The organism is Paenibacillus mobilis, from assembly GCF_058267595.1.
Map to the genome: position 1 here is coordinate 12,872 of NZ_JBZCMS010000015.1, position 22,022 is coordinate 34,893.

The following is a 22,022-nucleotide window of genomic DNA, read 5'->3' on the forward strand; positions in this document are numbered from 1 at the left end:
AAGAGTTTTAATATTTCGTGTGCGAAATGTTAAAGAAGATAAATATTCGGGAAGGAAAGTAATATGTCTTTGGAACAAGGGAACCAACTTCACGAACTGGTTCAAGGTTTCCGTGAATTAAAGCGAACCTTTCACCAGGTCGTATCCAAACAAGCCGAGAAGATGGGAATCACGGACATTCAGTTTTACGTATTGTTCGCACTTCGAGAGCAGCCCGAAATAAGCATGTCCGATTTGGCTGAGCGTCTTCATTTAGGCAACAGCACACTCAGCGGGATCATCGACCGGATGGAAAAAGCCGGGCATGTGGAGCGGAAACGCTCCGATTCGGACCGCAGGACGGTCACTTTGCGTGCAACGGAGGAAGGAAGGGAGATCGAAAAGGCCACAAACCTTTTATATACCAAAGCAATGGGCAGACTCAGCGAAATTCCGAAAGAAGATATGGACCAATTAATAAGAACGTTTCGTTCTATTATAAATTTATTAGATTCAGAGAAAGAAGGAGAATAGAACACAATGAATGCAACACAACCTAGTGCTTCGGTTCCGGTTCTGAAGAAAGGCCCGATCGTGGCTGCGATCCTCATTGCAGCTTTCGTGGCCCTGCTCAACCAAACCTTGATGAACGTAGCTTTACCAAAAATGATGGATGATCTTGGAGTGGGCGCAACGACGATCCAATGGCTCACTACCGGATTTATGCTGGTGAACGGGGTTCTCGTTCCTTTGAGCGCCTATCTGGTTCAGAGATTTACGACCAGGACGCTGTTCTTGACAGCCACTATTTTATTCTCAATAGGTACGCTGATATGTGCTTTAGGCAGCGACTTTTCGATGGTCATGATCGGCCGTGTCGTTCAGGCTCTTGGCGCCGGCATTTTGCTGCCGCTGATGAACGTTATTTTCTTGACGATTTTCCCGATTGAGAAACGCGGGCAAGCGATGGGGATGATGGGCGTAGCGATGATTTTTGCGCCTGCTATCGGGCCAACTTTGTCCGGTTGGGTTATTGAACACAACTCCTGGCATGTCCTGTTTTGGATCATCCTTCCGCTCGGTTTGATTTCGGTAGTACTGGGCTTGCTGTTTATGAAAAATGTTTTGCCGAATTCCAACCCTAAACTGGAATACTTTTCGGTTATCCTTTCTACTTTGGGTTTTGGCGGCATTTTGTACGGCTTTAGCGAAGCCGGCAGCAATGGATGGAATTCCGCAGAAGTTATTGTAAGCATCGTTGTGGGAGCTGTATCCTTGATTTTGTTTGTTTGGCGCCAGTTTGCGGTGGAGAAGCCGCTGCTGGAAATGCGTGTCTTCAAATACAATATGTATTCTTTGACTACGGTTATTAACGTCATTGTGACTATGGCGATGTATGCGGGTATGATTCTTTTACCGATTTATCTGCAGACGATCCGCGGCTTCTCTCCGCTGGAATCCGGTTTGCTGCTTCTTCCGGGTTCGATTTTGATGGGGATTATGTCTCCGATTACCGGTATTATTTTTGATAAAATCGGTGCGAGATGGCTGGTTGTTATCGGCCTTATTATTACGGCTGTTACCACCTACGAATTCAGCGATCTTACCGCTGACACGACTTATGGACATTTGATCTTTGTTTATACCGCCCGGATGTTCGGCATGTCCATGATCATGATGCCTGTCCAAACGGCGGGCCTGAACCAGCTGCCGGCCAAAATGAATGCGCACGGCGCGGCGATGTCCAACACCCTGCGGACTATTGCCGGTGCGCTCGGTACGGCCTTCCTGGTCACTATTATGAACAACAGAGCGACAGACCGTGGAACCGAGCTGGTTAAAGCCAGCGGCTTGAATCCTCAGGATCCGGCTAATGCTCAAGCCATCGGCAAGCTGACCCAGGATGCAACCATTTACGGGATAGACCAGGCGTTTATCGTGGCTACATGGATTACGGTCGCTGCCCTGGTGCTTGCGTTCTTCATTAGAAAAGTAACGATCAATAAAGAATCGGCTCCACTCGAAACGAAAACCGTAACGGCTGCTTCCAAAGGTTAAGCCGGACACGGATATTCATATGGCTGCCCCGACTGATGTAAGGGTTGGCTAGAAATAAACAGCCGGCCAGGTGATTTCACCTGGCCGGCTGTTTTCTTTTGCCTAAATGAATTGGTTAGAAATAGCTGCAACGGAGGATAAGAACTGAAAACGAACTTCTTTTATTTGGCCTGCTCGGCCTCCAAATAACGTTTGATAAATTCCAGCGTTTTGCCGCTTAATTCGGTGTCGCCCCGGATGCCGACGATCATGTCGGTTTTGCCGATGGCCAGGTTTGCGGCCAGCGGGCTGGCGGTAAGATCAATGCCGTAGATATGGGACGTGGTATCCTTCTCCGTCTTCTGAAGTTTCTCGGTATCGGCTGAAAGAAGATCCTTTAAGTCGCCGTTTGCATAACCGTCCAGGTTCTGTAGGGCGCCGCCCTGAGCCAGCCAGTCAAAAGTGGACTTATCCATAATGTAAAGGTCCGGTTTCTCCGTCATGACATCAATCTGGGCTTTCTGCTGCAAGGCCAGCCCCATCTGACCGGCATCGGTACTATCCATGGGAAGGTAGCTGACTTTGGCGGAGACCCTTTTCCAGTCCGTAAAGGGTTTGAGCAGGGAAGCCTCCAGAGCTTCATTGGCTTTGCTGTCATCCGGCAGCACGAAATTGCCTATGAACATGACCGAAAGATCAACGGGAGGCAGGCTCGCCAGCCTTTCCTGTTCTTTGCGGTGACTGGCGTATGCGGTAACCGCAGCAATAATCACGACGACGGCGATGAGCGAAAGCCAGATTTTGGCGCGGTGCAGTCTGTAGAAATCATCCGATTTTTCAGCGGCTCCGGCCCATCTGCCCCACTTGCTGAACCGCTCCTGCCGTTTCTGTTCAATTGCCTGGTTGTCCTCATATTGAATGATGTAACGGTAAGCCCGGTTAATTTCCTCAAAATTCAATCCGGATTCTTCACCTTCCGGAGTCCTACCTCGGGATCGTGACCTTCGGACATAAAGATCATATTTCTTGTTGACTTCTTCCCTTGGGGCGCCTGCTTCAAGCCCCAGGGTTTCGTAGGCCTTTCTCAACTCATCCATGATTCTGCTCTCCTCTGTCTAATAAAAAATGGCTGTTAACTTTATTATAATGGCTAATATTTTTAATTGAAAACCCGCAGGGCAAAGCTCCAAATAAATCGCTTTCAGCTATTTACCATTTAGGCTCCTGGTATTATGATAAACAATTGAGAATGCGTTTACAAATTACTTGGGGAGAAGGTTTGTTATGGGCATACTGGAGCAGGACTCGAAGGTGTTATTTATTGGAGACAGCGTTACGGATTGCGGCAGAAATCTTGAGGATCTGGGCAGTCTGGGCTCCGGATACGCTTTTGCCGCCGCTGCGCAGTTCGGGCAGCTGTTTCCGGAGAAGCGGGTCACCTTCATAAACAAAGGCATCAGCGGCAACCGCGTCGTGGACCTGGAGGAAAGATGGGACCGGGATTGCCTGGGATTGAAGCCGGATTACGTGTCTATTCTGATCGGGATCAACGACACCTGGCGCAGATATGACAGCAAGGATCCGACAACCGCGGAAAGTTTCTATGAAGGCTACCGCCGCCTGATTTTGAAAACCTTGCAGCAGGGCGTAAAGAAGCTGATTCTGATGGAGCCGTTTGTTGTGCCGGTGACGGAGGAGCAAATAGGCTGGTATGAGGATTTAAATCCAAAAATTCAGGCCGTTCGCGACCTGGCCAGAGAATTCAAGACGTTATATGTACCGCTTGACGGCTTGTTTCATGCAGCCAGCACGCAAACAGGAGCCGCTTATTGGGCCCAAGACGGCGTTCATCCTTCGGTGGCCGGACATGGCTTGATCGCTGATGCCTGGCTGAAGACGGTGGGTGCAAAATAAAGTTTAGTTTACCTTCTACATAGCATCTATGAACCGTTTGCCGGAGGCGAGCCCGATGATTCCAAAGACAGCAGTTAAGCCGCGTGCGCAGCGCAGGCCTTCCTTTCACCGCAGGAATTTGACCATAGCCACTATGGAGGGATTTCCTGCCGTTATTTTTCAAACCTTGCTTGGAGGTCAGTTCCTGACGGGCTTTCTGCTGTATTTAGGCGCATCCTCCGGCGAACTCGGTTTTGTTCTTGCGATTACGACTTTCGTAAATATCGCGCAAATTGCGGCGGCTTTCCTGATTCAAAAGCTGAAGAGCCGCAGGCGTCCCTTGCTCACCTTGATTATCCTTCACCGGGTATTGTGGGGGGCAACCGGTCTCGTCCCTCTGATTTTTCCAAAGGATGTCTGGGTGTTGTCGTTTATTGTTCTGTACACGGCTGCTTTTCTGTTCAACACCGTCAGCGGCATGTTATGGAACTCCCTAATCGGCGACCTTGTTCCGATGCGGGTAAGGGGCAGGTATTTCGGGATCCGGAATACGATTCTGAACGCGGTGGGTACGCTCGTTTTGTTCCTGGGCGGAGTGGTGCTGGACCATTTTCCGCAGAGCCAGGGCTTTTTGATGCTTTATATCGTCGTATGGATCTGCATTACCGCGAATATCGTGCTTTTCTTTTTTTATCCCGATTTGCCGTTTGAACGGTCCGACGAAACCCGGTTTTGGCCGATGCTCCGCAAACCGCTGCGGGACCGAGGGTTTATGCAGTCCACCGCTTTTCTGGCGGGATTTCTGTTTCTGCAGAACCTGATCGTTCCTTTGTATTCTTATATCATGCTGCAGAGGCTGGAACTGAATTATCAGACGGTTTCCTTAATGAATATCTCGCAGACTTTATTTATGATGGCGAGTTTTTATGGTTGGGGAATCCTAAACGCCAAATACAGCAACAAAAAACTGCTGTTCTGGACGCTGCCCCTTATCGCCTGCTCTTGTCTTCTGTGGGGTTTGTTGTCCGTTTTTCCGGTTATTGCGGTCCTGCTGACCGCCCATGCCTTATTTGGCATTGGAGTAGGGGGCTTCAACCAGCTGGCTTTTAACTTTATGATCGGGGACACGCCCAAAAAAGACCGCCCGATGTACATGGCAACCTACGCGTCGATTACCGGAATCGCCGGTTTTCTGGGACCGCTGCTCGGCGGGAAAATGCAGGAATGGCTCGACGCCGCGCCGGCCTGGGTTCAGGTTTACGGAGTGCAGCTGGCTGTGGGGGCCGGCATGCTGCTGGTTGTCTTCACTTTAGGCAGCCGTATTCTGAGGTATGGAAAATAAGAGGGCGCGGCACTAATAAAAAAGCAAGAAAAGTCAAAGGACTCTTCTTGCTGAAAGGTATTTGTCGCTCCAATAACCGGATTCGATGCCGGTAATGGTTACGCCGGGATCCCCATAAGTGTGGATCATGTTGCCGCCGCCGATGTAAATGCCGACATGGCCGGCAATTTTGTCGGTCTGGAAACGGCCCGGTACGGTGAAGAAAACCAGGTCCCCGGGTTCAAGCTCGAATTTTTTGACCGGCGTGCCGGTATTCGCCTGATCTTTAGCGACCCGGGGCAGCTCGACATTAAATTTGGCGAAGACGTGCTGGGTAAAGGAAGAGCAGTCGAACGTGCCGGTATCGTCGTAATCTTCGGAACCAAAAACGTATTTGGTGCCCATAAACGTTTTGGCGTAGTCGATAAGCTGATTGACGTCGACGCTGCTTTGGATGTGGATTCTTGTGGACCTTCCCGGAATGACGCGGTCTTCGGCCAGCCGTCCCGGAAAAGGGGCGAAAATGATTTGCTGCTTCACGCCGTTCCAGCCGATTTGGGTGCCGAGCAGGTCGCTCATCGAATTCCGCGTAAAATACAAATCCCCGTCCCTGGCTTCGGGAGCATGGCTGAGAATGACGGGATGGTTCATGGATATGGCTTCGGCTTGTCCGGCTTTTGCCCGGTAAATCACATCGCTGAAGCCGACCAGGAATTCGTCGCCGCGTTTAACCATGTTTAAGCCGAGCTGTTTGGCCGCAAGCGAAAGCGGGATCTGCTTCAGCGTGGTCGAGCTGTCATGATAACCCTGCTTGTTGTCAAAGGAGAGAGTACGCGGGCTGCTGCCGTGATCGGCTGCCGTTTTGTTGCCCGGATTCGAGTGGCTGCAAGCCGTTCCCGTTATTGAGAGCAGCAGGACGAGGCCTGCGGCGGATAAGCTTTTTGCGGAGATGGGTAATGTCATTAGGAAGCACTCCATTTCTGATTATGAGTTACATCTGAAGTTTGTGATGGTTGCGCCGGATTTATGTAAAAGCCTACTAACAACTTGTTTTGAAAGGAGCAATAACAATGAGCCAATTTCAGGCCTATGAAGGAACTTACCAGGGGGAGAAGGCGGTTTGGCTGAAAGCGGGCCCGTATGAGGCGGTCATGCTTCCGGAGACGGGCGGCAATCTGATCGCGTTCCGGGATACGGAGAAAGGGTTCAGCTTCCTTAGAGAGCCGGCAGAAGGGGCCATCGAGGATTTTAAAGCCGCTCCGGGCGTGTTCGGTATCCCCGTCTTGTTCCCTCCCAATCGTTATGAGGACGGAAAATTTCCTTGGGACGGCCGTACGCTGCAGCTTCCAGTCAATGAAGAAGCAACAAGCAACCATTTGCACGGATTTTTACATACGACGCCTTGGGAGATAGAAGAGTTTGGAACCACGGAACATGAAAGTTATGTGACGGTGGCGATCAAGGTGGATAAAAAAAGTCCGGTTTACAGCGAATTCCCGTTCCTGTTCACCGTTAGACTTCGTTATTCATTAGGCGAGGACGGGTTGTCCCAGCAGGTCTTTGTAAAAAATGACGGCGAAAGCTCCATGCCGCGCCTGCTTGCTTTCCATACTGCGGTAAATGTTCCTTTCTCCAAAGAAAGCGAAAGCAAGGATTATAAGGTCAAGCTGACAATCGGCCAGCGCTGGGAATTGTCCGAACGGATGCTGCCTACCGGCCGCCATCAGGATTTGTCCGACTTCGACCAAGCCTTGAAAGGGGACGGCGTATATCCGTTTGCGGAATCCATGGATAACCATTATACGGCTGTGCCGCAGCAGGGCCGCAACCGGATGGAGCTTACGGACAACAGGCTGAAGCTGACGCTGGTTTATGACGTAGGCACTTCTTATAAGCAGTGGATGATCTGGAATAACGGCGGAACGCCGGGCTTTTTCTGTCCGGAACCGCAGATGAACCTGGTTAATGCGCCAAACACGGATCTGCCGGCGGAGGAAATCGGCCTGTTCGGCCTTGAACCTGGAGAAATCTGGGAAGAAACGGCACGGTTTTATGTGAGAGAGGCCAAATAAAAAATCAGTTAAATAAAAAGCAGCAAAAGCAAAAGACGTTCTCCACGCGGAGGACGTCTTTTGTGCGTGTATAAAGTGACCGGTAACCTGAAAGCGTCGGGCAACAGGAGGGCGGGAGAACCTGCCGGGAGGCGGCCCGGTAATAGGGCCTCTGCGGTGAGAGAAAGAAGAACGAAAGTTAGTGAGCTAACTGCTTTTTGACGTGACGCTGCAGCCAAGGAGCTACGCTTAACGTTTTAGGATAGGAGTCTTTGTCAAGGAAAAGAAGCATTTGGTTCTCCAAAGCCGACACCTTATCTTTATTGGCGTAACACTGGTGAGCTACACGCACGAAACAAGGGTTGGTCAACAGGCGGCTTTGCTCTTCGGCGGACAACTTCTTCTTTATGGTATAGTTTCTGCCGTAAAAGCTGACTAAGCCTTTGCTGCCCACTTTAAAGAAATAGGCGTCTTCCACCGGCTCGAAATTTGCAAATACATCCCTTTCCGGATAGGCTACATTCATCTTAAGAAATCCCCCTTCACAAGATGTGTTGTTAGCGCTTACAAGTATACCATATTCAGTAGGCGGAAATAAGGTGTTTTAAAAATTTTTTTGTGAAAAACGCTAAATATTTTTATAAAGAAATCTGGGTTTTGGCAAAAAAGGCCTGCAAAGCAAACGAAGCGGCGCCAAGCACGCCGGAATCGAGATGCAGCCTGGAAATTTCGAGGCTGACCCGCGCGTAATGAAAAGAAAGGGATCTTTCTTTAACCGTCTCATATAAGGGTTTGGCGATCCAGGGTTCGATCAGGGCAATCCGGTTCCCGATAATGACCCGCTGGGGATTAAACAGGTTGATCAAATTGGAAATGCCGATGCCCAAATGGCGGCCGACGTTCTGCATGACCCCAAGGACCCCCGGATCGCCGGCTTCGGCCAAACGGATAAGCGTCTCGAGAGCAGGCGTCTCCGCTGCGCCGGTTGCTTTCTGTACGCTTTCGAGTCCGGCCGCTTCGAGCAGCAGGGCGTTTTCGGAAGCATAAAGCTCCCAGCAGCCTTTGTTGCCGCACGAGCATTCCGCACCGTCCAATTTAATGGAAAAATGGCCGGCTTCCCCGGCAAAACCGGAGGAACCCCTGTACAAGTGGCCGCCCAGCAGGATTCCTGTGCCGATCCCGTGGCTGACACTGACGTAAAGCAGGTTGTCGGTATCCTGGGCAGCACCGAATTTATGCTCGCCGACAGCCCCGGCATTGGCTTCATTGTCGATCACGACAGGAAGCTGCAGCTCCTGCGTCAGCATCTGCTGGAGCGGGACGTTGGACCAATGCAGGTTCGGGGCGAACAGGACGGAGCCCTGCTCGTCCACGATGCCCGGAACGCCGACCCCGACCCCGACGATGCCGTAGGGACTTTCCGGGGCCCGCGCGGACAGCTCCCTGACGGCGCGGACCACCACGGAGCAAACGTAATCGGGCGTATCGTCATTCAAGCGAAAGAAGCCGCGGTCTTTGATCGAACCTTTAAGATCGGTCAAAATGGCCGTCACCGAGTCGATCCGGACGTCAACGCCTATGGCATAACCGGCTTGTTCGTTAAACAGCAGCATCAGCGGTTTGCGGCCGCCGCTAGATTTCCCCGGTCCCATTTCGTGTACGAGATGTTCGTCGATCAGCTCGTTGACGAGGCTGGAGACCGTCGTTTTATTTAAGCCCGTCAATTCGGAAACTTTGGCTCTGGAAATGGGGGAACGGGTCCGAATCATCTCTAGGACGATGGACTTGTTAATTTTTTTGACTAGAAATAAATCTCCGGTTTGCTTCATAGGATCCCCCTGAACAGCATAAGTAATATGGATTTGCATGCGCTTCCCGCAAGCGGGGGGCATGCCGGCAATTCTCCGATAATAGGATGTAAAGTAAGTTTAAGGCCGTTGCAGTTTTTTTTCAAATACTTTGTTTATCCAATAGACAAACTAACAAACCTGTATTATGATAATAAACGAAATCAGTTCAATTTATCCGGGAGGTTTTGAAATGAGTCATTTTTCTGATATTAATGTAATCGCTTACGAAGGTCCTTCCTCCAAAAATCCACTGGCATTCAAACATTATAACCCGCAGGAAATCGTGGCAGGCAAAACGATGGAAGAACATCTGCGTTTCGCTACCGCTTACTGGCATACTTTTGTGGCTGACGGCACGGACATGTTCGGCCGCGGCACCGCGCTTCGTCCTTGGGAAAGCTACAGCGGTCTGGATCAAGCCAAATTCCGCGTAGAAGCATCCTTCGAATTTTATGAAAAATTGGGCGTTCCGTTCTTCTGCTTCCACGATGTGGACATCGCTCCGGAAGGCGCAACCCTTCAGGAATCCAATAAAAATCTGGATATCATCGTAGCGATGATGAAGGATTACATGAAAACCAGCAAAACGAAATTGTTGTGGAACACCGCCAACATGTTCAGCAACCCGCGTTATACGCATGGCGCAGGAACGTCCAGCAACGCTGCCGTTTACGCCTATGCCGGCGCGCAAATCAAAAAAGGTCTTGAAGTCGGTAAAGAGCTGGGCGCACAAAACTATGTCTTCTGGGGCGGACGCGAAGGGTACGAAACGCTGCTGAATACGGACATGGGCTTCGAGCTCGACAACTTGGCCCGCCTGTACCATATGGCGATCGATTATGCGAAGGAAATCGGCTTTGACGCCCAATTCCTGATCGAGCCAAAACCAAAAGAGCCAACCAAACACCAATACGACTTCGATGCTGCGACTACGCTTGCGTTCCTGCACCGCTACGGCCTGAAAGACCACTTCAAACTGAACCTGGAAGCGAACCACGCTACTTTGGCGGGCCACACGTTTGAGCATGAAATCCGCGTAGCCCGCATCAACGGCGTACTCGGCTCCCTGGACGCCAACCAAGGTGACGTGCTGCTCGGCTGGGATACCGACGAATTCCCTTACGATCTGTACACGACTTCTTTGACGATGTATGAAGTGCTGAGCAACGGCGGTTTGGGCAAAGGCGGCGTAAACTTCGACGCTAAAGTACGCCGGGGTTCCTTTGAGCCGATCGACTTGTTCTATGCCCATATCTCCGGTATGGACGCTTATGCAAAAGGCCTGAAGGTCGCGGCGAAAATGATCGAGGACCGTTTCTTCGAAAACATCGTGGAAGACCGCTATTCCAGCTTCCAGGACGAGTTTGGCCAATCGATCGTTTCCGGCAAAGCCACCTTAAAAACGCTGGAAGAATATGCGCTGCAAAACAAACCGGTCAACAACAAATCCGGACGTCTGGAATTGATCCGTGCTACGCTGAACCAATACATCCTTGGAGACCTGTAAGCCGATCAAGAGGCGACTCTAAGGCCTGTAAAGGAGAACGATTATGGAGTATGTAATTGGCATCGATTTGGGCACCAGTTCGGTTAAAGCCTTATTGGTGAACCGGGAGGGCAAGGTAAGCGGCGAGGTTTCGGAATCGTATCCGCTTATTACGCCGAAATCCGGCTATAGCGAACAGGACCCTGAGCAGTGGGTAGAGAAAAGCCTCTCCGCCCTGCGCAAACTGGTGAAAGACAGCGGCATCGAACCCGCTTCCGTCAAGGGCATCAGCTTCTCCGGTCAAATGCACGGCTTGGTTCTGCTGGACGGCAGCCATAAAGTATTGCGCAATGCGATTTTGTGGAACGACACGCGCACGACGAAGCAGTGTCGCGAAATCGAGGAGAAGCTTGGGGAGCAGCTGTTAGCCGTGACCCGCAACCCGGCTTTGGAAGGTTTCACTTTGCCGAAGATCTTGTGGGTGCAGCAGCATGAACCCGAGCTGTTTGCGAAGGCTTCCGTTTTCCTGCTGCCGAAGGATTATTTGCGCTACCGCCTGACGGGCGAATTGGGCATGGATTATTCGGACGCGGCCGGCACGCTGATGCTGGACGTGGCCGGACGGCGCTGGAGTCCGGAAGTGCTTAAGGCGTTTGGTTTGGACGAAAACTTCTGTCCAAAGCTGATTGCTTCAACGGAGTGCGTGGGTACGCTGCTGCCGGACATGGCGGAGCAAAGCGGACTGACCACGGACGTCAAGGTGTTCGGCGGCGGCGCGGACAATGCCTGCGGCGCAACGGGCGCCGGTATTTTGGGTCCCGGCGAAACGCTTTGCAGCATCGGCACCTCCGGCGTGATCCTTTCTTATGAAGAAAACGCCGAAGCGGATTATGAAGGCAAGGTGCATTTCTTTAACCATGCGGAGCAGGAAGCTTTCTACGCAATGGGCGTGACCTTGGCGGCGGGAAGCAGCCTGAGCTGGTTCCGCGACACCTTTGCGCCGGACAGCTCGTTTGACGAGCTGCTAACCGGAGCGGCCCAGGTTCCGGCCGGAGCGGACGGACTGCTGTTTACGCCGTATCTGTCCGGCGAACGGACGCCGCACGCGGATTCTTCGATCCGCGGCAGTTTTATCGGCATGGATCTCCGCCATAAGAAGGAGCATTTTGCAAGAGCTGTCGTGGAGGGGATTACGTTCTCCCTGCGCGAGTCGATTGAAATTCTCCGCGGAGCCGGCAAACAGATCGATACGATCGTTTCGATCGGCGGCGGAGCCCGCAGCGAGCTTTGGCTGCAAATGCAGGCGGATATTTTTAACGCCGAAGTCATCCGCCTGGAAAGCGAGCAGGGACCAGCCCTGGGCGCGGCCATGCTGGCAGCGGCGGGCCTTGAATGGTACGCCTCGCTGAAGGAGTGCGCAGGCAGATTTATTGCGCAAGCGGCGAGCTACCAGCCGGCCGCAGACAAGGTGAAGCTTTATAACGATCTTTATCCTTTATATCAGGACGTGTATAACAGCACCCAAACGTTGAACCAGAAGCTGGAGCCTTTCCGCTCTTAGTTCCATATTTCTAAGTTCAAAAATAAACCACCCCTTCAAGTATGTTGAAATGCATACGGGAACGGGTGGTTTTTCATTCGGTAACCGGATTCAAAAAGGCTTTATTCAGGTTAACGCTTAATAAAGACGAATGCTTAAGGAGGGTGCTGCTTATGACAAAGGTAAGATGGGGGGTAATGAGTACCGCCAGCGTCGCCAGGGATGCGGTCATACCGGCCATCCGGGAATCGGAAACCGGCGTTTTCGCTGCGGTAGCCAGCAGGGATTTGGAGAAGAGCCGAAGAACTGCGGTGCAATATGGAGCCGAAAAAGCTTACGGCAGCTACGAGGAGCTGCTGGACGACCCGGATATCGATGCCGTTTATATTCCGCTGCCCAATCATCTGCATGCGGAATGGAGCATCGCCGCCATGCGGGCGGGCAAACATGTTTTGTGCGAGAAACCGGCCGCCTTGACGGCCCGGCAGTTCGAACCGGTGCTCCGGACAGCGGAGGCTACCGGGATGTTTTTTTCGGAGGCGCTGATGTACCGGTATCACCCGCAGCTGAAAGAGGTCAGGAAACGGATCCGGCAAGGCGCAATCGGTGAAATCCGGCTGATTCGAGCCTGCTTCACCTGCGACAGCTCGGCAGCTGGAGGCAACATTCGTTTTCATGAGGAGTGGGGCGGGGGAGCTTTATATGATCTTGCCGAATATCCGCTTAGCGCGGCACGCTGGCTATTTGGAGCGGAACCCGAAGCGGTTTCCGTGCATGCCGAATATTCGGAGGCCTACGGCGGGGTGGACATGATGGCGGCGGGACTGGTTGAATTTACCGGGGGCCTTTCTTTGCTGTTCGACTGCGGCTTATGGACGGAAGAAAGACGCTGCCTAGAAATTGTGGGGAGCAAAGGAAGGATCGAGATTCCCCATGCTTTTTCGGGTAAAGAGCAGTCGGGGTATTTCCTCTACCACAACGGAGAGCAGACCGAAAGCCGCGAGCGCCTGCTGAACGCTTACGTGCTGGAAATCGACCATTTCGGCAGCGTGTTGAAAAAAGAATCCGCACCGGAGTTTACGGCAGCCGACGCGCTTGCTAATCTCCGTTTGCTGGACGCCTGCCGCTTGTCCGCGCGTGAACGGCGGCGCGTAACGTTGTCTGGGCAAGACCAGGGAATGAGGACTGAGGAATGAAGACGGGTTTGGCCTCATGGAAAGCGAAGTGATATGATAAGATAAGATGTAAATTAAGTCATATACATATCATTTCAAGGAGGACATCTTGTGACAAATTCCAGCCAGAAACTATACTTATTTATCGGTTCTTATGCGGAGACTGACGGACCGGGCGTTTATGTATACGAAATGAATGAAACTTCCGGCGAGCTGCGCCAGGTTCAGGCCGTATCCGGGTTGAAAAACCCGACTTTCCTGAATGTCGATCCAAAAGCAAACAAGCTTTACAGCATTGCGGAAGCCGTTAACGCCGAAGGGAAAAAAGCCGGTGAAGCGGTTGCTTTCTCAATTGATCCGGCGACCGGCAAATTGGCCGAGCTTAACCGGGAGATTAACCTGGACAATACACTTTGCCATATTCAGCGCGTGGACGAATATAATTATGCGTTTGTATCCAGCTATCACGGCGGGAAAGTAGGCGCCGTCAAAATTAACGGAGACGGAACCTTAGGCAAATTGACGGATGAAAAACAGCATGTACCGTTGGCCGGACAGCCTGCCGATACGGTACCGCATGTCCATTCCGCGTTTTTCAGCCCGGATAAACGTTATTTGTACGTCAATGATTTGGGCCTGGATCTGATCCGCGCTTATAAGTTTGACGCTGAAACCGGCAAGCTGTCTGCCCAAGGAGACACCCGTACGGCACAAGGAGCGGGTCCGCGCCACTTGGCTTTCCATCCGTCGGAGCCTTACGTATTCGTGATTCACGAGCTGAATTCAACGATCGTTTCTTACCGTTATGAAGCGGAGACAGGCGTTTTGTCGGAAATCCAGTCCGTATCTACGCTGCCGGAAGGTTTTGACGGACAAAACGGAACCGCTGAAATCTCCGTTTCCAAAGACGGCCGTTTCGTTTACGGCTCCAACCGCGGCCACGACAGCATCGTGATTTTGGCCGTGGACCAGAAAACGGGCGGGTTAAGCGTCGTGGATTATGTATCCACTGAAGGCGGACATCCTCGCCACTTTGCCCTGACGCCAAACGGAGATTACCTGATCGCCGCTAACCGTGACGGAAACAATCTCGTCGTTTTCCGCGTGAACCGGGAGACCGGCATGATTACGGCAACGGGGGCTACGGCATCCGTATCCAAGCCGGTTTGCGTACAGCCTTTTTATTTCTAAGCAAGTAGCAGCTGACATTTAAGAGGTTCCGGGAGGTAAAGGCATGAGAGACGAGCAGGCCATGATGGAGCTGATCCTTGGCGCTGCGCGCCGGGATGAGCGGGTGAGGGCTGCGGCCCTGAACGGTTCGCGGACGAATCCCGCGGCGCCTAAGGATTTTTTTCAGGATTATGATGTCGTTTATCTCGTCACCGAAGTTCAGTCCTTTATTCAGGATCCGTCCTGGATCGACGTCTTCGGCGAACGGATTATGCTGCAATGTCCCGACTTCATGGCGATGTTCCCTTCGGAAGCGAATGGAAGGTTTACTTATTTGATGCTGCTGGCCGACGGGAACCGGATTGACCTGCGCCTGGTTCCCCTGGAGCAGTACGCGGATTATTTGCGTGAAGACCGGCTAACGGTAATCCTGATGGACAAGGACAACCTGCTGCCTGAGCTTGAAGCACCGACGGATGCGGCTTATCGCGTTCAGCCGCCTACTGCCGAGCTGTTCTCGAACTGCTGCAACGAGTTCTGGTGGGTCTCTACATATGTGGCCAAGGGGCTGTGGAGGAAAGAAATCCTCTACGCCCAGGAGCATCTGAACCTTCACGTCAGACCGATGCTGCTTCAGATGCTAAATTGGCTGACCGGCATTCGGACCCGCTTTTCCGTGTCCACGGGGAAAAGCAGCAGATACCTTCAGGCTTATTTGCCTGAAACCGACTGGACCCGCCTTATGGAGACTTTTGCCGGGGGACGGTATGAAGACGTATGGGGAGCCCTGTTTGCGATGATGGGACTGTTCCGGGACGCGGCCAGGCAGGTAGCGGAGCTTATGCAATACGAGTATCCGGAAGAGGATGACCGACGGGTGTCTGCCTATTTGCTGCGGGTGAAGGAGCTGCCGCCCGATGCGGGCCGGTTTGATTTAGAATAACAAAGAGCGCCTGAAAGGGCGCTCTTTGTTTAATCCCGCGTTAAGGCTTATTGCTGCTCGTGCAGTAGGCCGGATGACCGCACACCTTTCATGAAGTCCATGAATTGAGGGATATCCAGCTGCTGCGCAGCGTCGGACAAAGCGGTTTGCGGATCGGGATGGACCTCGATCATCACGCCGTCCGCGCCGGCTGCAAGCGCGGCTTTGGCGCACGGCAGCATAATGTCCTTGCGGCCGGTGGAATGGGTAACGTCGACCAGCACCGGCAGATGGGTTTCCTGCTTCAGGATCGGGACGGCGGAAATGTCGAGCGTGTTGCGGGTCCATTTTTCATAAGTGCGGATCCCGCGTTCAATCAGCATCAGATTGGAATTGCCGCTGACGGCAATATATTCGGCCGCATGGACGAACTCTTCCAGCGTGGCGGCGATTCCGCGTTTAAGCAGCACCGGGATTTTGGCCTGGCCGGCTTCTTTGAGCAGCTCGAAGTTTTGCATATTGCGGGCGCCGATTTGGATGACGTCGATATACTCGGCCGCAATTTCAATATGGGCAGGATGGACGATTTCGCTGATCGTCGACAGCCCGAACTCCTGGGCGACTTCCTTCAGCATCTTCAAGCCTTCGATGCCAAGGCCCTGAAAGTCGTAAGGGGATGTTCTAGGCTTGAAGGCGCCGCCGCGCATTACTTTCAGGCCGGCTTCTTTAAGGGCAGCGGCAACGGTCCGCAGCTGTTCGTAAGATTCGACGGAGCAGGGGCCGGCCACCATGATCTGCGCGGAACCGCCGACGGAAATCCCGTTAACGTCCAGCACGGTGTTTTCCGGTTTGTTTTTCCGGCTGACGAGCAGCTGGCGTTTATGTTCTTCTTCCTGCAGGTTTAAGGATGCTTTAAAAATTTCCTTGAACAGCTGTTTGATCTCCGAATCCTTAAAAGGTCCCGGATTATGTTTCACCAGTTCTTCCAGCATTTCGCGTTCGCGGACCGGATCGAATTTAGGCACGCCTTGCTTCTCTTTGATTTCTCCGATCGAGCGGGCCACCTCGGCACGGGCGTTCAGCAGACGAAGAAGTTCCATATTGATTTCATCGAGACGGTTGCGCAGCAGTTCCAGCGTTTCATTCATTTCAATCTCTCCTCTATGCATGAATTTAAACAATCTTTAACGATTGCGGCGAAAACAAAGGCAACTAGCAGGAGGAAACCCCCGACATACAACCCGGCAGGAGACGAAGAAAAATAAAAAAGTCGCCCATCAAGGGACGGCTGAAGCCGTGGTACCACCCTTGTTGGACAACTTGTAAAGTTTCCCGCTCGAGTCACGATAACGGCGTGAGGCCGGACCATTCTAATAAGGGTTTAAGCCAAGAAGCCGGTTAATAATAAGCCGCCCTGTTCAAATCGTCAGCTCTGGAGTGAATTCACGGACGGCGGTTCCTCAGAGGGCTCTCAATCTTCGGCGCCTCATTCCCTGTTCAGGACACGACCGACGTTACTTGTCTCCGTCAAAGCATTTATCAATTAACTCGGATTATAGGACGTTGCCGAATTGATGTCAAGTTTATCCGCGCCCAAATTCAAGCCCGACCAAAATGGGTAAAAAAAATGAGACCCTTTTGTGTTTTTTGCGTAGAATAGCCTAAGACCGTATTTTGATTTAAAAGGAGCAAATTTCAGCATGACTTTTAAACATTTTTTTTACATACCCGGCGTTAGGCGGGTCATAGCTCTGATCTTTGTGCTGCTTGCTTTGTACATATTCAGAAGTATGCTCAACATGATTTTGCTGACCTTTATTTTCACCTATTTAGTTAACCGGCTGCACGGATTTGTCATGAAAGTGGGCGGCCCGCGGCTGAGGCTGAGCAGGAAATTGGCCGTGATCGTCATTTACGTCCTGCTGGTAGCGCTGCTCGCAAGCGGAATTTACAAGTATTTGCCCTTGTTTATTAATGAGTTAAGCGACCTGGTCAACCAGGTGATCTCTTTTTACAACAAACCGCCTATCGATCTTCCGGACAACGTAATCGTCAATTATTTGATGGAATCCTTGAAAGATATTGATTTGGCCAGTTATGTTTCCGGCGGGTTCGACTTTTTGCTGCATACCTTGTCCAACATCGGCAAGCTGAGCCTCAATTTGTTTATCGCCCTGATTTTAAGTTTGTTTTTTATGCTGGAGAAAGAAAAGGTCACCCATTTTACGGCGAATTTCCGGGCCAGCAAAGCGGCTTATCTCTTCGAGGAGCTGGAATATTTCGGCCGCAAATTCGTTCATTCCTTCGGCAAGGTCATTGAAGTCCAGTTTCTGATTGCATTGGTGAACGCCACATTATCGACGCTGTTCCTTTGGATTTTAGGTTTCCCGAATTTACTGGCATTGGGCATTATGATTTTGCTGCTCGGCTTCGTTCCGGTGATGGGGGTCATTATTTCCCTGATCCCGCTTTGCGCCATCGCGTTCAAAATCGGAGGCGTCGTTAAAATCGTTTATGTGCTGATCATGATCGTGGTCCTCCACGCGCTTGAATCTTATGTGCTGAATCCCAAATTCATGTCCAACAAAACCCATTTGCCGATCTTTTATACCTTTATGATTTTGATCATCTCCGAGCATTTTTACGGGGTTTGGGGACTTATAGTAGGGGTTCCGGTCTTCATGTTCCTGCTGGATATTCTGGAGGTGCCGATTGCGCTGGCTCCGCCCCCGGCAGTCGAGGCTAAACCTCAGGAATTAAAGAAAGACGATGACCCGGACACCGATTCTTGATACGTTAATGAATACCGAAAAGGCTGCCTTTGAATAAAGAAGGCGGCCTTTTGTTTGCGTGAAGGAAGCGGCTTTTTGCCAGTCCAACCAGGCTCCAATTGGAATACCCATATGCTTTCCTGTAAGATGGTACAGGATGCAAAATTCAGGGGAACGGGTAAGGAATAGCAAAACCGAATTGCGGAGAAAAGCTAGATGCTGATCTGATAAGTCTATATGGCAAAAAGGAGCTGAAGATAATGAACGAGCATGAAACGGTGCTTGGACTAGATATCGGCACAACCAGTCTGAAAGCGGTCCTGTTCGGTCCGAACGGAACGATGATCGCCAAACACAGTTCCGAATATCCTTTGTACCAGCCGCAGCCCGACTGGGCGGAGCAGGATCCGGAAGAGATCGTTCAGGCGCTGGTGGATGCCGTACGCCACGTCCTGTTAAAGAGCAAAGCGGACGTCAAACAAATCAAGGCAATCGGCTTCAGCGCAGCCATGCATTCGCTGATCGCGTTGGACAGCGAGGGACAGCCGCTGACCCGATCATGGGTCTGGACGGATAATCGAAGCGCGGGCCAGGCTGAACAGTTGAAGGAGAATGGCGGACACGAAATTTATTTGCGAACAGGGACGCCTATTCATCCGATGTCTCCGCTGTGCAAGCTGCTCTGGATGAAGGAAGAGGATTCGAATACTTATCAAAAAGCCGCGATGTTTGCGGGAATCAAGGAATACATCCTATTCCGGTTATTTGGTACATACGTAACAGATTATTCGATCGCTTCGGCAACGGGGCTGTTTGAATTGCAGAAACTAGACTGGGACGAAGGGGCTTTGAACCTCCTTGGCTTGGAGCGATCCCGCCTGCCGAAGCCGGTTCCAACAACTCATATTCTGAAAGGAATGAATGAGACCCTTGCCGGCCATATGGGGCTTGATCCGCAAACGCCGGTGGTCATCGGGGCCAGCGACGGCGTGCTTGCGAACCTGGGTGTCGGCGCTATGGGCGACGGTGAGGTCGCAGTTACAATCGGCACCAGCGGGGCGGTCCGGATGATGACGGATAAACCGATGACCGACGACAAACAGCGGACCTTTTGTTACGCTTTGACCGACCGGCACTGGGTAGTAGGGGGGCCAAGCAACAATGGCGGCATTATGCTGAGATGGCTGAGGGACGAATTTGGTTCTCCTGAAGTAGAGGTAGCCAAACGGCTCAATAAGGATCCTTATGATCTCATGATCGAATATGCGGAAAAAGTGCCGGCAGGCGCAGAGGGGCTGCTGTTCCTCCCGTATTTGACCGGGGAAAGGGCGCCGATCTGGGATCCGGATGCCAGAGGCCTGTTTTTCGGAATCAGCCTGCGCCACCGGAGGGAGCATTTTATCCGGGCCGTGCTTGAGGGTGTGATCTTCAGCATTTTTTCGATCGGCGTGGCGCTGCGCGATTTGGCCGGACCAGCCCAAAAGGTGATCGCTTCCGGAGGGTTTGCCCGTTCAGCGGTATGGCGGCAAATTTTATCGGACGTGATGGGAAAGGAACTGCTGGTGCCCGAGGTCGAGGAAGCTTCGGCGCTTGGAGCGGCAGCTATGGCGTTATACGCGGTTAAGGACATCGATACGCTGGAGGAGGTTAAAAATTGGGTGCGCATTTCCGAAACCCACAAACCGGACCTTCAGAACAGCGAGGTTTATTTGCAACTCTTCGATATGTACGAACGGCTGTACAGCAAGCTGAAATCGGAATTTCAGATCATGGCCGAATTTCAGCGCAGCGGCGATTTCCTCTCCAGGCCGAAGTAAGACGGAAGCGAGATTGGAAGTATAGCCATGAGGGAGAGTGCCGCTGAAAGAGCAGGCAAGGAACGGGGAACAACAAAAAGCCGCTATCTAAGCGGCTTTTTTAGGAGGATACGGCAAACAGGGTTTGGACCGTATCCTGGTTTTCTTTTTCACGTAAATGCGGGTTATTGAAACTTAATTGGATTCCTGCATTTTGGCTTCGTGCTGACGGAAAGTGCCGTTAGGAGCGCCGGTTCTCGAGTCGCGTTTCTCAAATTCCTTGCTCCAGTCGCGGTTGACGATGACCTTGAGTTTGTCGGGCAAAGCCGCTTTCAGCTTCCCAGCGCGATCGGCATCGATTTTGCCGTTTTGTACGGCGAGGTCGATTTTTTTGGAGGTGGCTTCCGTCAGCTTGCCGATATATTCGCTTTCGGACCAGCCTTTTTTCTCTTTGACGATTTGCTGAAGCGTACGGCCGGTTTTTAATTGGTTGACCAGCTCGGTTTTGTCCATGCCGATCAGCTCGGCCGTGGTTTTAACCGCATAACCGCCAAAGAAATGCCTGCGGTGTTTTCTTTTGTGTTCAGCATCCTGCTTGCCGGTATGGGAACCGTCTCCCAGAGCAGCGGAAGGGGCTCCGGAGGATTGGGTTTGTGCCGGCACGGCGTCAGCTGCTGCACCAAAAGCCGTTTGAGGGGCCGGAAGCAGGCTGCTCAGCAGCGTCAGGCTGACCATTCCGGCAGCCAGTGCGGTTGTTTTCAGGTTTTTCATGTTAGTACCACCTTTATGGATATTTTTTGAAGCTGCCTCCTTAGTGTTTACAAAAATCAGCTTTTTACCTAAAAATAACCTTAAAATTAGATAAATTTTGTTTTTAAGGCCGGATCAGGTTAATATTTATAAAGAATTTGGATGTGTAATCGGGAGGGTTTGGCTTGAATTTTGGCGCCAGAATGTTCAAAACCGGGTTAGCGGTGACGCTTGCCTTATACATCGCCGTTTGGCTCCAAATGGGGTCGCCGGTAATCGCCGCGGTAGCCGCTATTTTTGCGATGCAGCCCTCGATTTACCGCTCCTGGAGGTATCTGATCGATCAGCTTCAGACCAATACGCTAGGTGCGGTTTTGGCCATGCTTGCGGGCATGGTGTTCTCTTCGGAGCCGTTTGCGATCGGGATTGTTTGCATCCTGGTTATTATGATTTGTCTTAAATTAAAAATGGGTGATACGATCGGCTTAACGCTGGTTACCGTGGTGGCTGTCATGGAGGCCTCCGGACAATGGGATTTTGCGGTTACTCGGTTTGTTTTGAGTTTGATCGGGATTGTTTCCGCCTTTTTGATCAATGTGTTTGTTGTTCCTCCAAAACCGAAGGTGCAGTTTGTAGAACAGGTCCGCCGGACCTTTGACCGGCTTTCACTGCTAATGCGGACAGCGATATCGGATGAGATGAAGGAGAACATTTTCAAGGAAGAACAACGCAAGCTTGAAAATGAAATCGGCTCGATTAATGATAAATACAAGCTGATGGAGGAAGATCAGAAGAAGCTGAAAACGCCGAAGTTTGGCGTAAGCCGCCAGCTTGTCGTCTATAAGCAGATGGTGAACACGCTCCGCAAAGGGTATGAGGTAATCGAAGCGATTGAAGAGCATTATTTTCAGGCGGGGCGTTCCGAGGAAATGGATCTTAAATTTGACCAGCAAATCGAAAAGCTGATTAAATTCCATGAGCAGGTCATGCTTAAATTCGATCATAAGCTGAAGCCGGGTTCGGTCGATTCGGAGCTGCTGCAGCAGGAAAACGACGTGTTCCTCAAAGAGATGCTCAGCCATTATAAAGAAGAGGAAGACGGCTCCCTGCGCTTGTCCATTGTGACTGCGGCCATTTACGATTACGGTCACCAGCTTGACCGGCTGAACCGGCTTGCCGGACATTCGCCTGAGCATGCGGAGGCTTGAATACTTTCCCATAACGCAAAAAGTCCCGCCTGAGGCGGGACTTTAAATTTCATTACTTTGTTCGAATGGAATT

Annotated in this window: 19 protein-coding genes; 13 read left to right on the plus strand and 6 right to left on the minus strand. The window is 51.6% G+C overall.

The features are described from left to right. Positions 1–63 precede the first annotated feature (63 nt). Both AC3ZPD_RS20525 and AC3ZPD_RS20530 read left to right on the plus strand, forming a co-directional pair. Positions 64–513, plus strand: coding sequence for a MarR family winged helix-turn-helix transcriptional regulator (locus tag AC3ZPD_RS20525; protein ID WP_490986137.1), 450 nt, complete (start codon positions 64–66; stop codon positions 511–513). Between the two features lie 6 nt (positions 514–519). After that, on the plus strand, positions 520–2,037 hold the full coding sequence (locus tag AC3ZPD_RS20530; RefSeq protein WP_490986138.1) for a DHA2 family efflux MFS transporter permease subunit: 1,518 nt from the start codon (positions 520–522) through the stop codon (positions 2,035–2,037). A gap of 161 nt (positions 2,038–2,198) precedes the next feature. Here AC3ZPD_RS20530 and AC3ZPD_RS20535 read toward each other — a convergent pair whose 3' ends face one another. After that, positions 2,199–3,113 carry a molecular chaperone DnaJ gene (locus AC3ZPD_RS20535; protein ID WP_490986139.1) on the minus strand — a complete coding sequence of 305 codons (915 nt, stop codon included), beginning with the start codon at positions 3,111–3,113 and terminating at the stop codon, positions 2,199–2,201. A 187-nt stretch (positions 3,114–3,300) separates the two neighbouring features. Here AC3ZPD_RS20535 and AC3ZPD_RS20540 point away from each other — a divergent pair, with 187 nt between their 5' ends. Together AC3ZPD_RS20540 and AC3ZPD_RS20545 are read left to right on the plus strand one after the other, a co-directional pair. After that, on the plus strand, positions 3,301–3,930 hold the full coding sequence (locus AC3ZPD_RS20540; protein ID WP_490986140.1) for an SGNH/GDSL hydrolase family protein: 630 nt from the start codon (positions 3,301–3,303) through the stop codon (positions 3,928–3,930). A gap of 55 nt (positions 3,931–3,985) precedes the next feature. Continuing rightward, positions 3,986–5,251: an MFS transporter gene (locus AC3ZPD_RS20545; protein ID WP_490986141.1), complete on the plus strand. Its 1,266-nt coding sequence runs from the start codon at positions 3,986–3,988 to the stop codon at positions 5,249–5,251. 33 nt (positions 5,252–5,284) lie between these two features. Here AC3ZPD_RS20545 and AC3ZPD_RS20550 read toward each other — a convergent pair whose 3' ends face one another. Then, entirely contained in the window at positions 5,285–6,193 is a 909-nt protein-coding gene (locus AC3ZPD_RS20550; RefSeq protein WP_490986142.1) for a C40 family peptidase, read from the minus strand. Between the two features lie 107 nt (positions 6,194–6,300). Here AC3ZPD_RS20550 and AC3ZPD_RS20555 point away from each other — a divergent pair, with 107 nt between their 5' ends. Beyond that, positions 6,301–7,302 carry an aldose 1-epimerase gene (locus tag AC3ZPD_RS20555; RefSeq protein ID WP_490986143.1) on the plus strand — a complete coding sequence of 334 codons (1,002 nt, stop codon included), beginning with the start codon at positions 6,301–6,303 and terminating at the stop codon, positions 7,300–7,302. Between the two features lie 178 nt (positions 7,303–7,480). Here AC3ZPD_RS20555 and AC3ZPD_RS20560 read toward each other — a convergent pair whose 3' ends face one another. Together AC3ZPD_RS20560 and AC3ZPD_RS20565 are read right to left on the minus strand one after the other, a co-directional pair. Continuing rightward, complete coding sequence (locus AC3ZPD_RS20560; protein ID WP_490986144.1) at positions 7,481–7,807, minus strand: LytTR family transcriptional regulator DNA-binding domain-containing protein; 327 nt, start codon at positions 7,805–7,807, stop codon at positions 7,481–7,483. 112 nt (positions 7,808–7,919) lie between these two features. Continuing rightward, positions 7,920–9,110 carry an ROK family protein gene (locus AC3ZPD_RS20565; protein WP_490986145.1) on the minus strand — a complete coding sequence of 397 codons (1,191 nt, stop codon included), beginning with the start codon at positions 9,108–9,110 and terminating at the stop codon, positions 7,920–7,922. 211 nt (positions 9,111–9,321) lie between these two features. On the opposite strand from AC3ZPD_RS20565, the gene xylA reads away from it, so the two are divergent. The 5 genes from xylA to AC3ZPD_RS20590 all read left to right on the plus strand — a co-directional run bounded on the left by xylA (position 9,322) and on the right by AC3ZPD_RS20590 (position 15,445). Next, on the plus strand, positions 9,322–10,638 hold the full coding sequence (gene xylA, locus AC3ZPD_RS20570) for a xylose isomerase (protein ID WP_490986146.1): 1,317 nt from the start codon (positions 9,322–9,324) through the stop codon (positions 10,636–10,638). A gap of 43 nt (positions 10,639–10,681) precedes the next feature. Next, on the plus strand, positions 10,682–12,178 hold the full coding sequence (xylB, locus tag AC3ZPD_RS20575; protein WP_490986147.1) for a xylulokinase: 1,497 nt from the start codon (positions 10,682–10,684) through the stop codon (positions 12,176–12,178). Positions 12,179–12,330: 152 nt separating this feature from the next. Continuing rightward, positions 12,331–13,353, plus strand: a complete 1,023-nt coding sequence (locus tag AC3ZPD_RS20580; protein WP_490986148.1) for a Gfo/Idh/MocA family protein — start codon at positions 12,331–12,333, stop codon at positions 13,351–13,353. 90 nt (positions 13,354–13,443) lie between these two features. Next, a complete protein-coding gene (locus AC3ZPD_RS20585; RefSeq protein WP_490986149.1) occupies positions 13,444–14,523 on the plus strand; it encodes a lactonase family protein in 1,080 nt (359 codons plus the stop codon). 43 nt (positions 14,524–14,566) lie between these two features. Next, on the plus strand, positions 14,567–15,445 hold the full coding sequence (locus AC3ZPD_RS20590) for an aminoglycoside 6-adenylyltransferase (RefSeq protein WP_490986150.1): 879 nt from the start codon (positions 14,567–14,569) through the stop codon (positions 15,443–15,445). 47 nt (positions 15,446–15,492) lie between these two features. Here AC3ZPD_RS20590 and AC3ZPD_RS20595 read toward each other — a convergent pair whose 3' ends face one another. Further along, positions 15,493–16,572: a bifunctional 3-deoxy-7-phosphoheptulonate synthase/chorismate mutase gene (locus tag AC3ZPD_RS20595; RefSeq protein WP_490986151.1), complete on the minus strand. Its 1,080-nt coding sequence runs from the start codon at positions 16,570–16,572 to the stop codon at positions 15,493–15,495. A 552-nt stretch (positions 16,573–17,124) separates the two neighbouring features. Between AC3ZPD_RS20595 and AC3ZPD_RS20600 the strand changes: the two genes are divergently transcribed. Next, a complete protein-coding gene (locus tag AC3ZPD_RS20600) occupies positions 17,125–18,216 on the plus strand; it encodes an AI-2E family transporter (protein ID WP_490986152.1) in 1,092 nt (363 codons plus the stop codon). 239 nt (positions 18,217–18,455) lie between these two features. Further along, complete coding sequence (gntK, locus tag AC3ZPD_RS20605; RefSeq protein WP_490986153.1) at positions 18,456–20,012, plus strand: gluconokinase; 1,557 nt, start codon at positions 18,456–18,458, stop codon at positions 20,010–20,012. Positions 20,013–20,186: 174 nt separating this feature from the next. Here the strand turns inward: gntK and AC3ZPD_RS20610 are convergent, their stop codons facing one another. Continuing rightward, entirely contained in the window at positions 20,187–20,762 is a 576-nt protein-coding gene (locus AC3ZPD_RS20610; RefSeq protein ID WP_490986154.1) for a hypothetical protein, read from the minus strand. 164 nt (positions 20,763–20,926) lie between these two features. Here AC3ZPD_RS20610 and AC3ZPD_RS20615 point away from each other — a divergent pair, with 164 nt between their 5' ends. Further along, entirely contained in the window at positions 20,927–21,949 is a 1,023-nt protein-coding gene (locus AC3ZPD_RS20615; RefSeq protein WP_490986155.1) for an FUSC family protein, read from the plus strand. Positions 21,950–22,022: the final 73 nt, after the last annotated feature.

Excerpts from the sequence above, each read along its gene's own strand:
- AC3ZPD_RS20550 (WP_490986142.1), bottom strand. The coding sequence starts at position 6,193 with ATGACATTACCCATCTCCGCAAAAAGCTTATCCGCCGCAGGCCTCGTC.
- AC3ZPD_RS20590 (WP_490986150.1), top strand. The coding sequence starts at position 14,567 with ATGAGAGACGAGCAGGCCATGATGGAGCTGATCCTTGGCGCTGCGCGC.
- AC3ZPD_RS20600 (WP_490986152.1), top strand. The coding sequence starts at position 17,125 with ATGACTTTTAAACATTTTTTTTACATACCCGGCGTTAGGCGGGTCATA.
- AC3ZPD_RS20545 (WP_490986141.1), top strand. The coding sequence starts at position 3,986 with ATGATTCCAAAGACAGCAGTTAAGCCGCGTGCGCAGCGCAGGCCTTCC.
- AC3ZPD_RS20530 (WP_490986138.1), top strand. The coding sequence starts at position 520 with ATGAATGCAACACAACCTAGTGCTTCGGTTCCGGTTCTGAAGAAAGGC.
- AC3ZPD_RS20580 (WP_490986148.1), top strand. The coding sequence starts at position 12,331 with ATGACAAAGGTAAGATGGGGGGTAATGAGTACCGCCAGCGTCGCCAGG.
- AC3ZPD_RS20540 (WP_490986140.1), top strand. The coding sequence starts at position 3,301 with ATGGGCATACTGGAGCAGGACTCGAAGGTGTTATTTATTGGAGACAGC.
- xylA (WP_490986146.1), top strand. The coding sequence starts at position 9,322 with ATGAGTCATTTTTCTGATATTAATGTAATCGCTTACGAAGGTCCTTCC.
- AC3ZPD_RS20535 (WP_490986139.1), bottom strand. The coding sequence starts at position 3,113 with ATGGATGAGTTGAGAAAGGCCTACGAAACCCTGGGGCTTGAAGCAGGC.
- AC3ZPD_RS20595 (WP_490986151.1), bottom strand. The coding sequence starts at position 16,572 with ATGAATGAAACGCTGGAACTGCTGCGCAACCGTCTCGATGAAATCAAT.
- AC3ZPD_RS20560 (WP_490986144.1), bottom strand. The coding sequence starts at position 7,807 with ATGAATGTAGCCTATCCGGAAAGGGATGTATTTGCAAATTTCGAGCCG.
- xylB (WP_490986147.1), top strand. The coding sequence starts at position 10,682 with ATGGAGTATGTAATTGGCATCGATTTGGGCACCAGTTCGGTTAAAGCC.
- AC3ZPD_RS20555 (WP_490986143.1), top strand. The coding sequence starts at position 6,301 with ATGAGCCAATTTCAGGCCTATGAAGGAACTTACCAGGGGGAGAAGGCG.
- AC3ZPD_RS20610 (WP_490986154.1), bottom strand. The coding sequence starts at position 20,762 with ATGAAAAACCTGAAAACAACCGCACTGGCTGCCGGAATGGTCAGCCTG.
- AC3ZPD_RS20525 (WP_490986137.1), top strand. The coding sequence starts at position 64 with ATGTCTTTGGAACAAGGGAACCAACTTCACGAACTGGTTCAAGGTTTC.
- gntK (WP_490986153.1), top strand. The coding sequence starts at position 18,456 with ATGAACGAGCATGAAACGGTGCTTGGACTAGATATCGGCACAACCAGT.
- AC3ZPD_RS20565 (WP_490986145.1), bottom strand. The coding sequence starts at position 9,110 with ATGAAGCAAACCGGAGATTTATTTCTAGTCAAAAAAATTAACAAGTCC.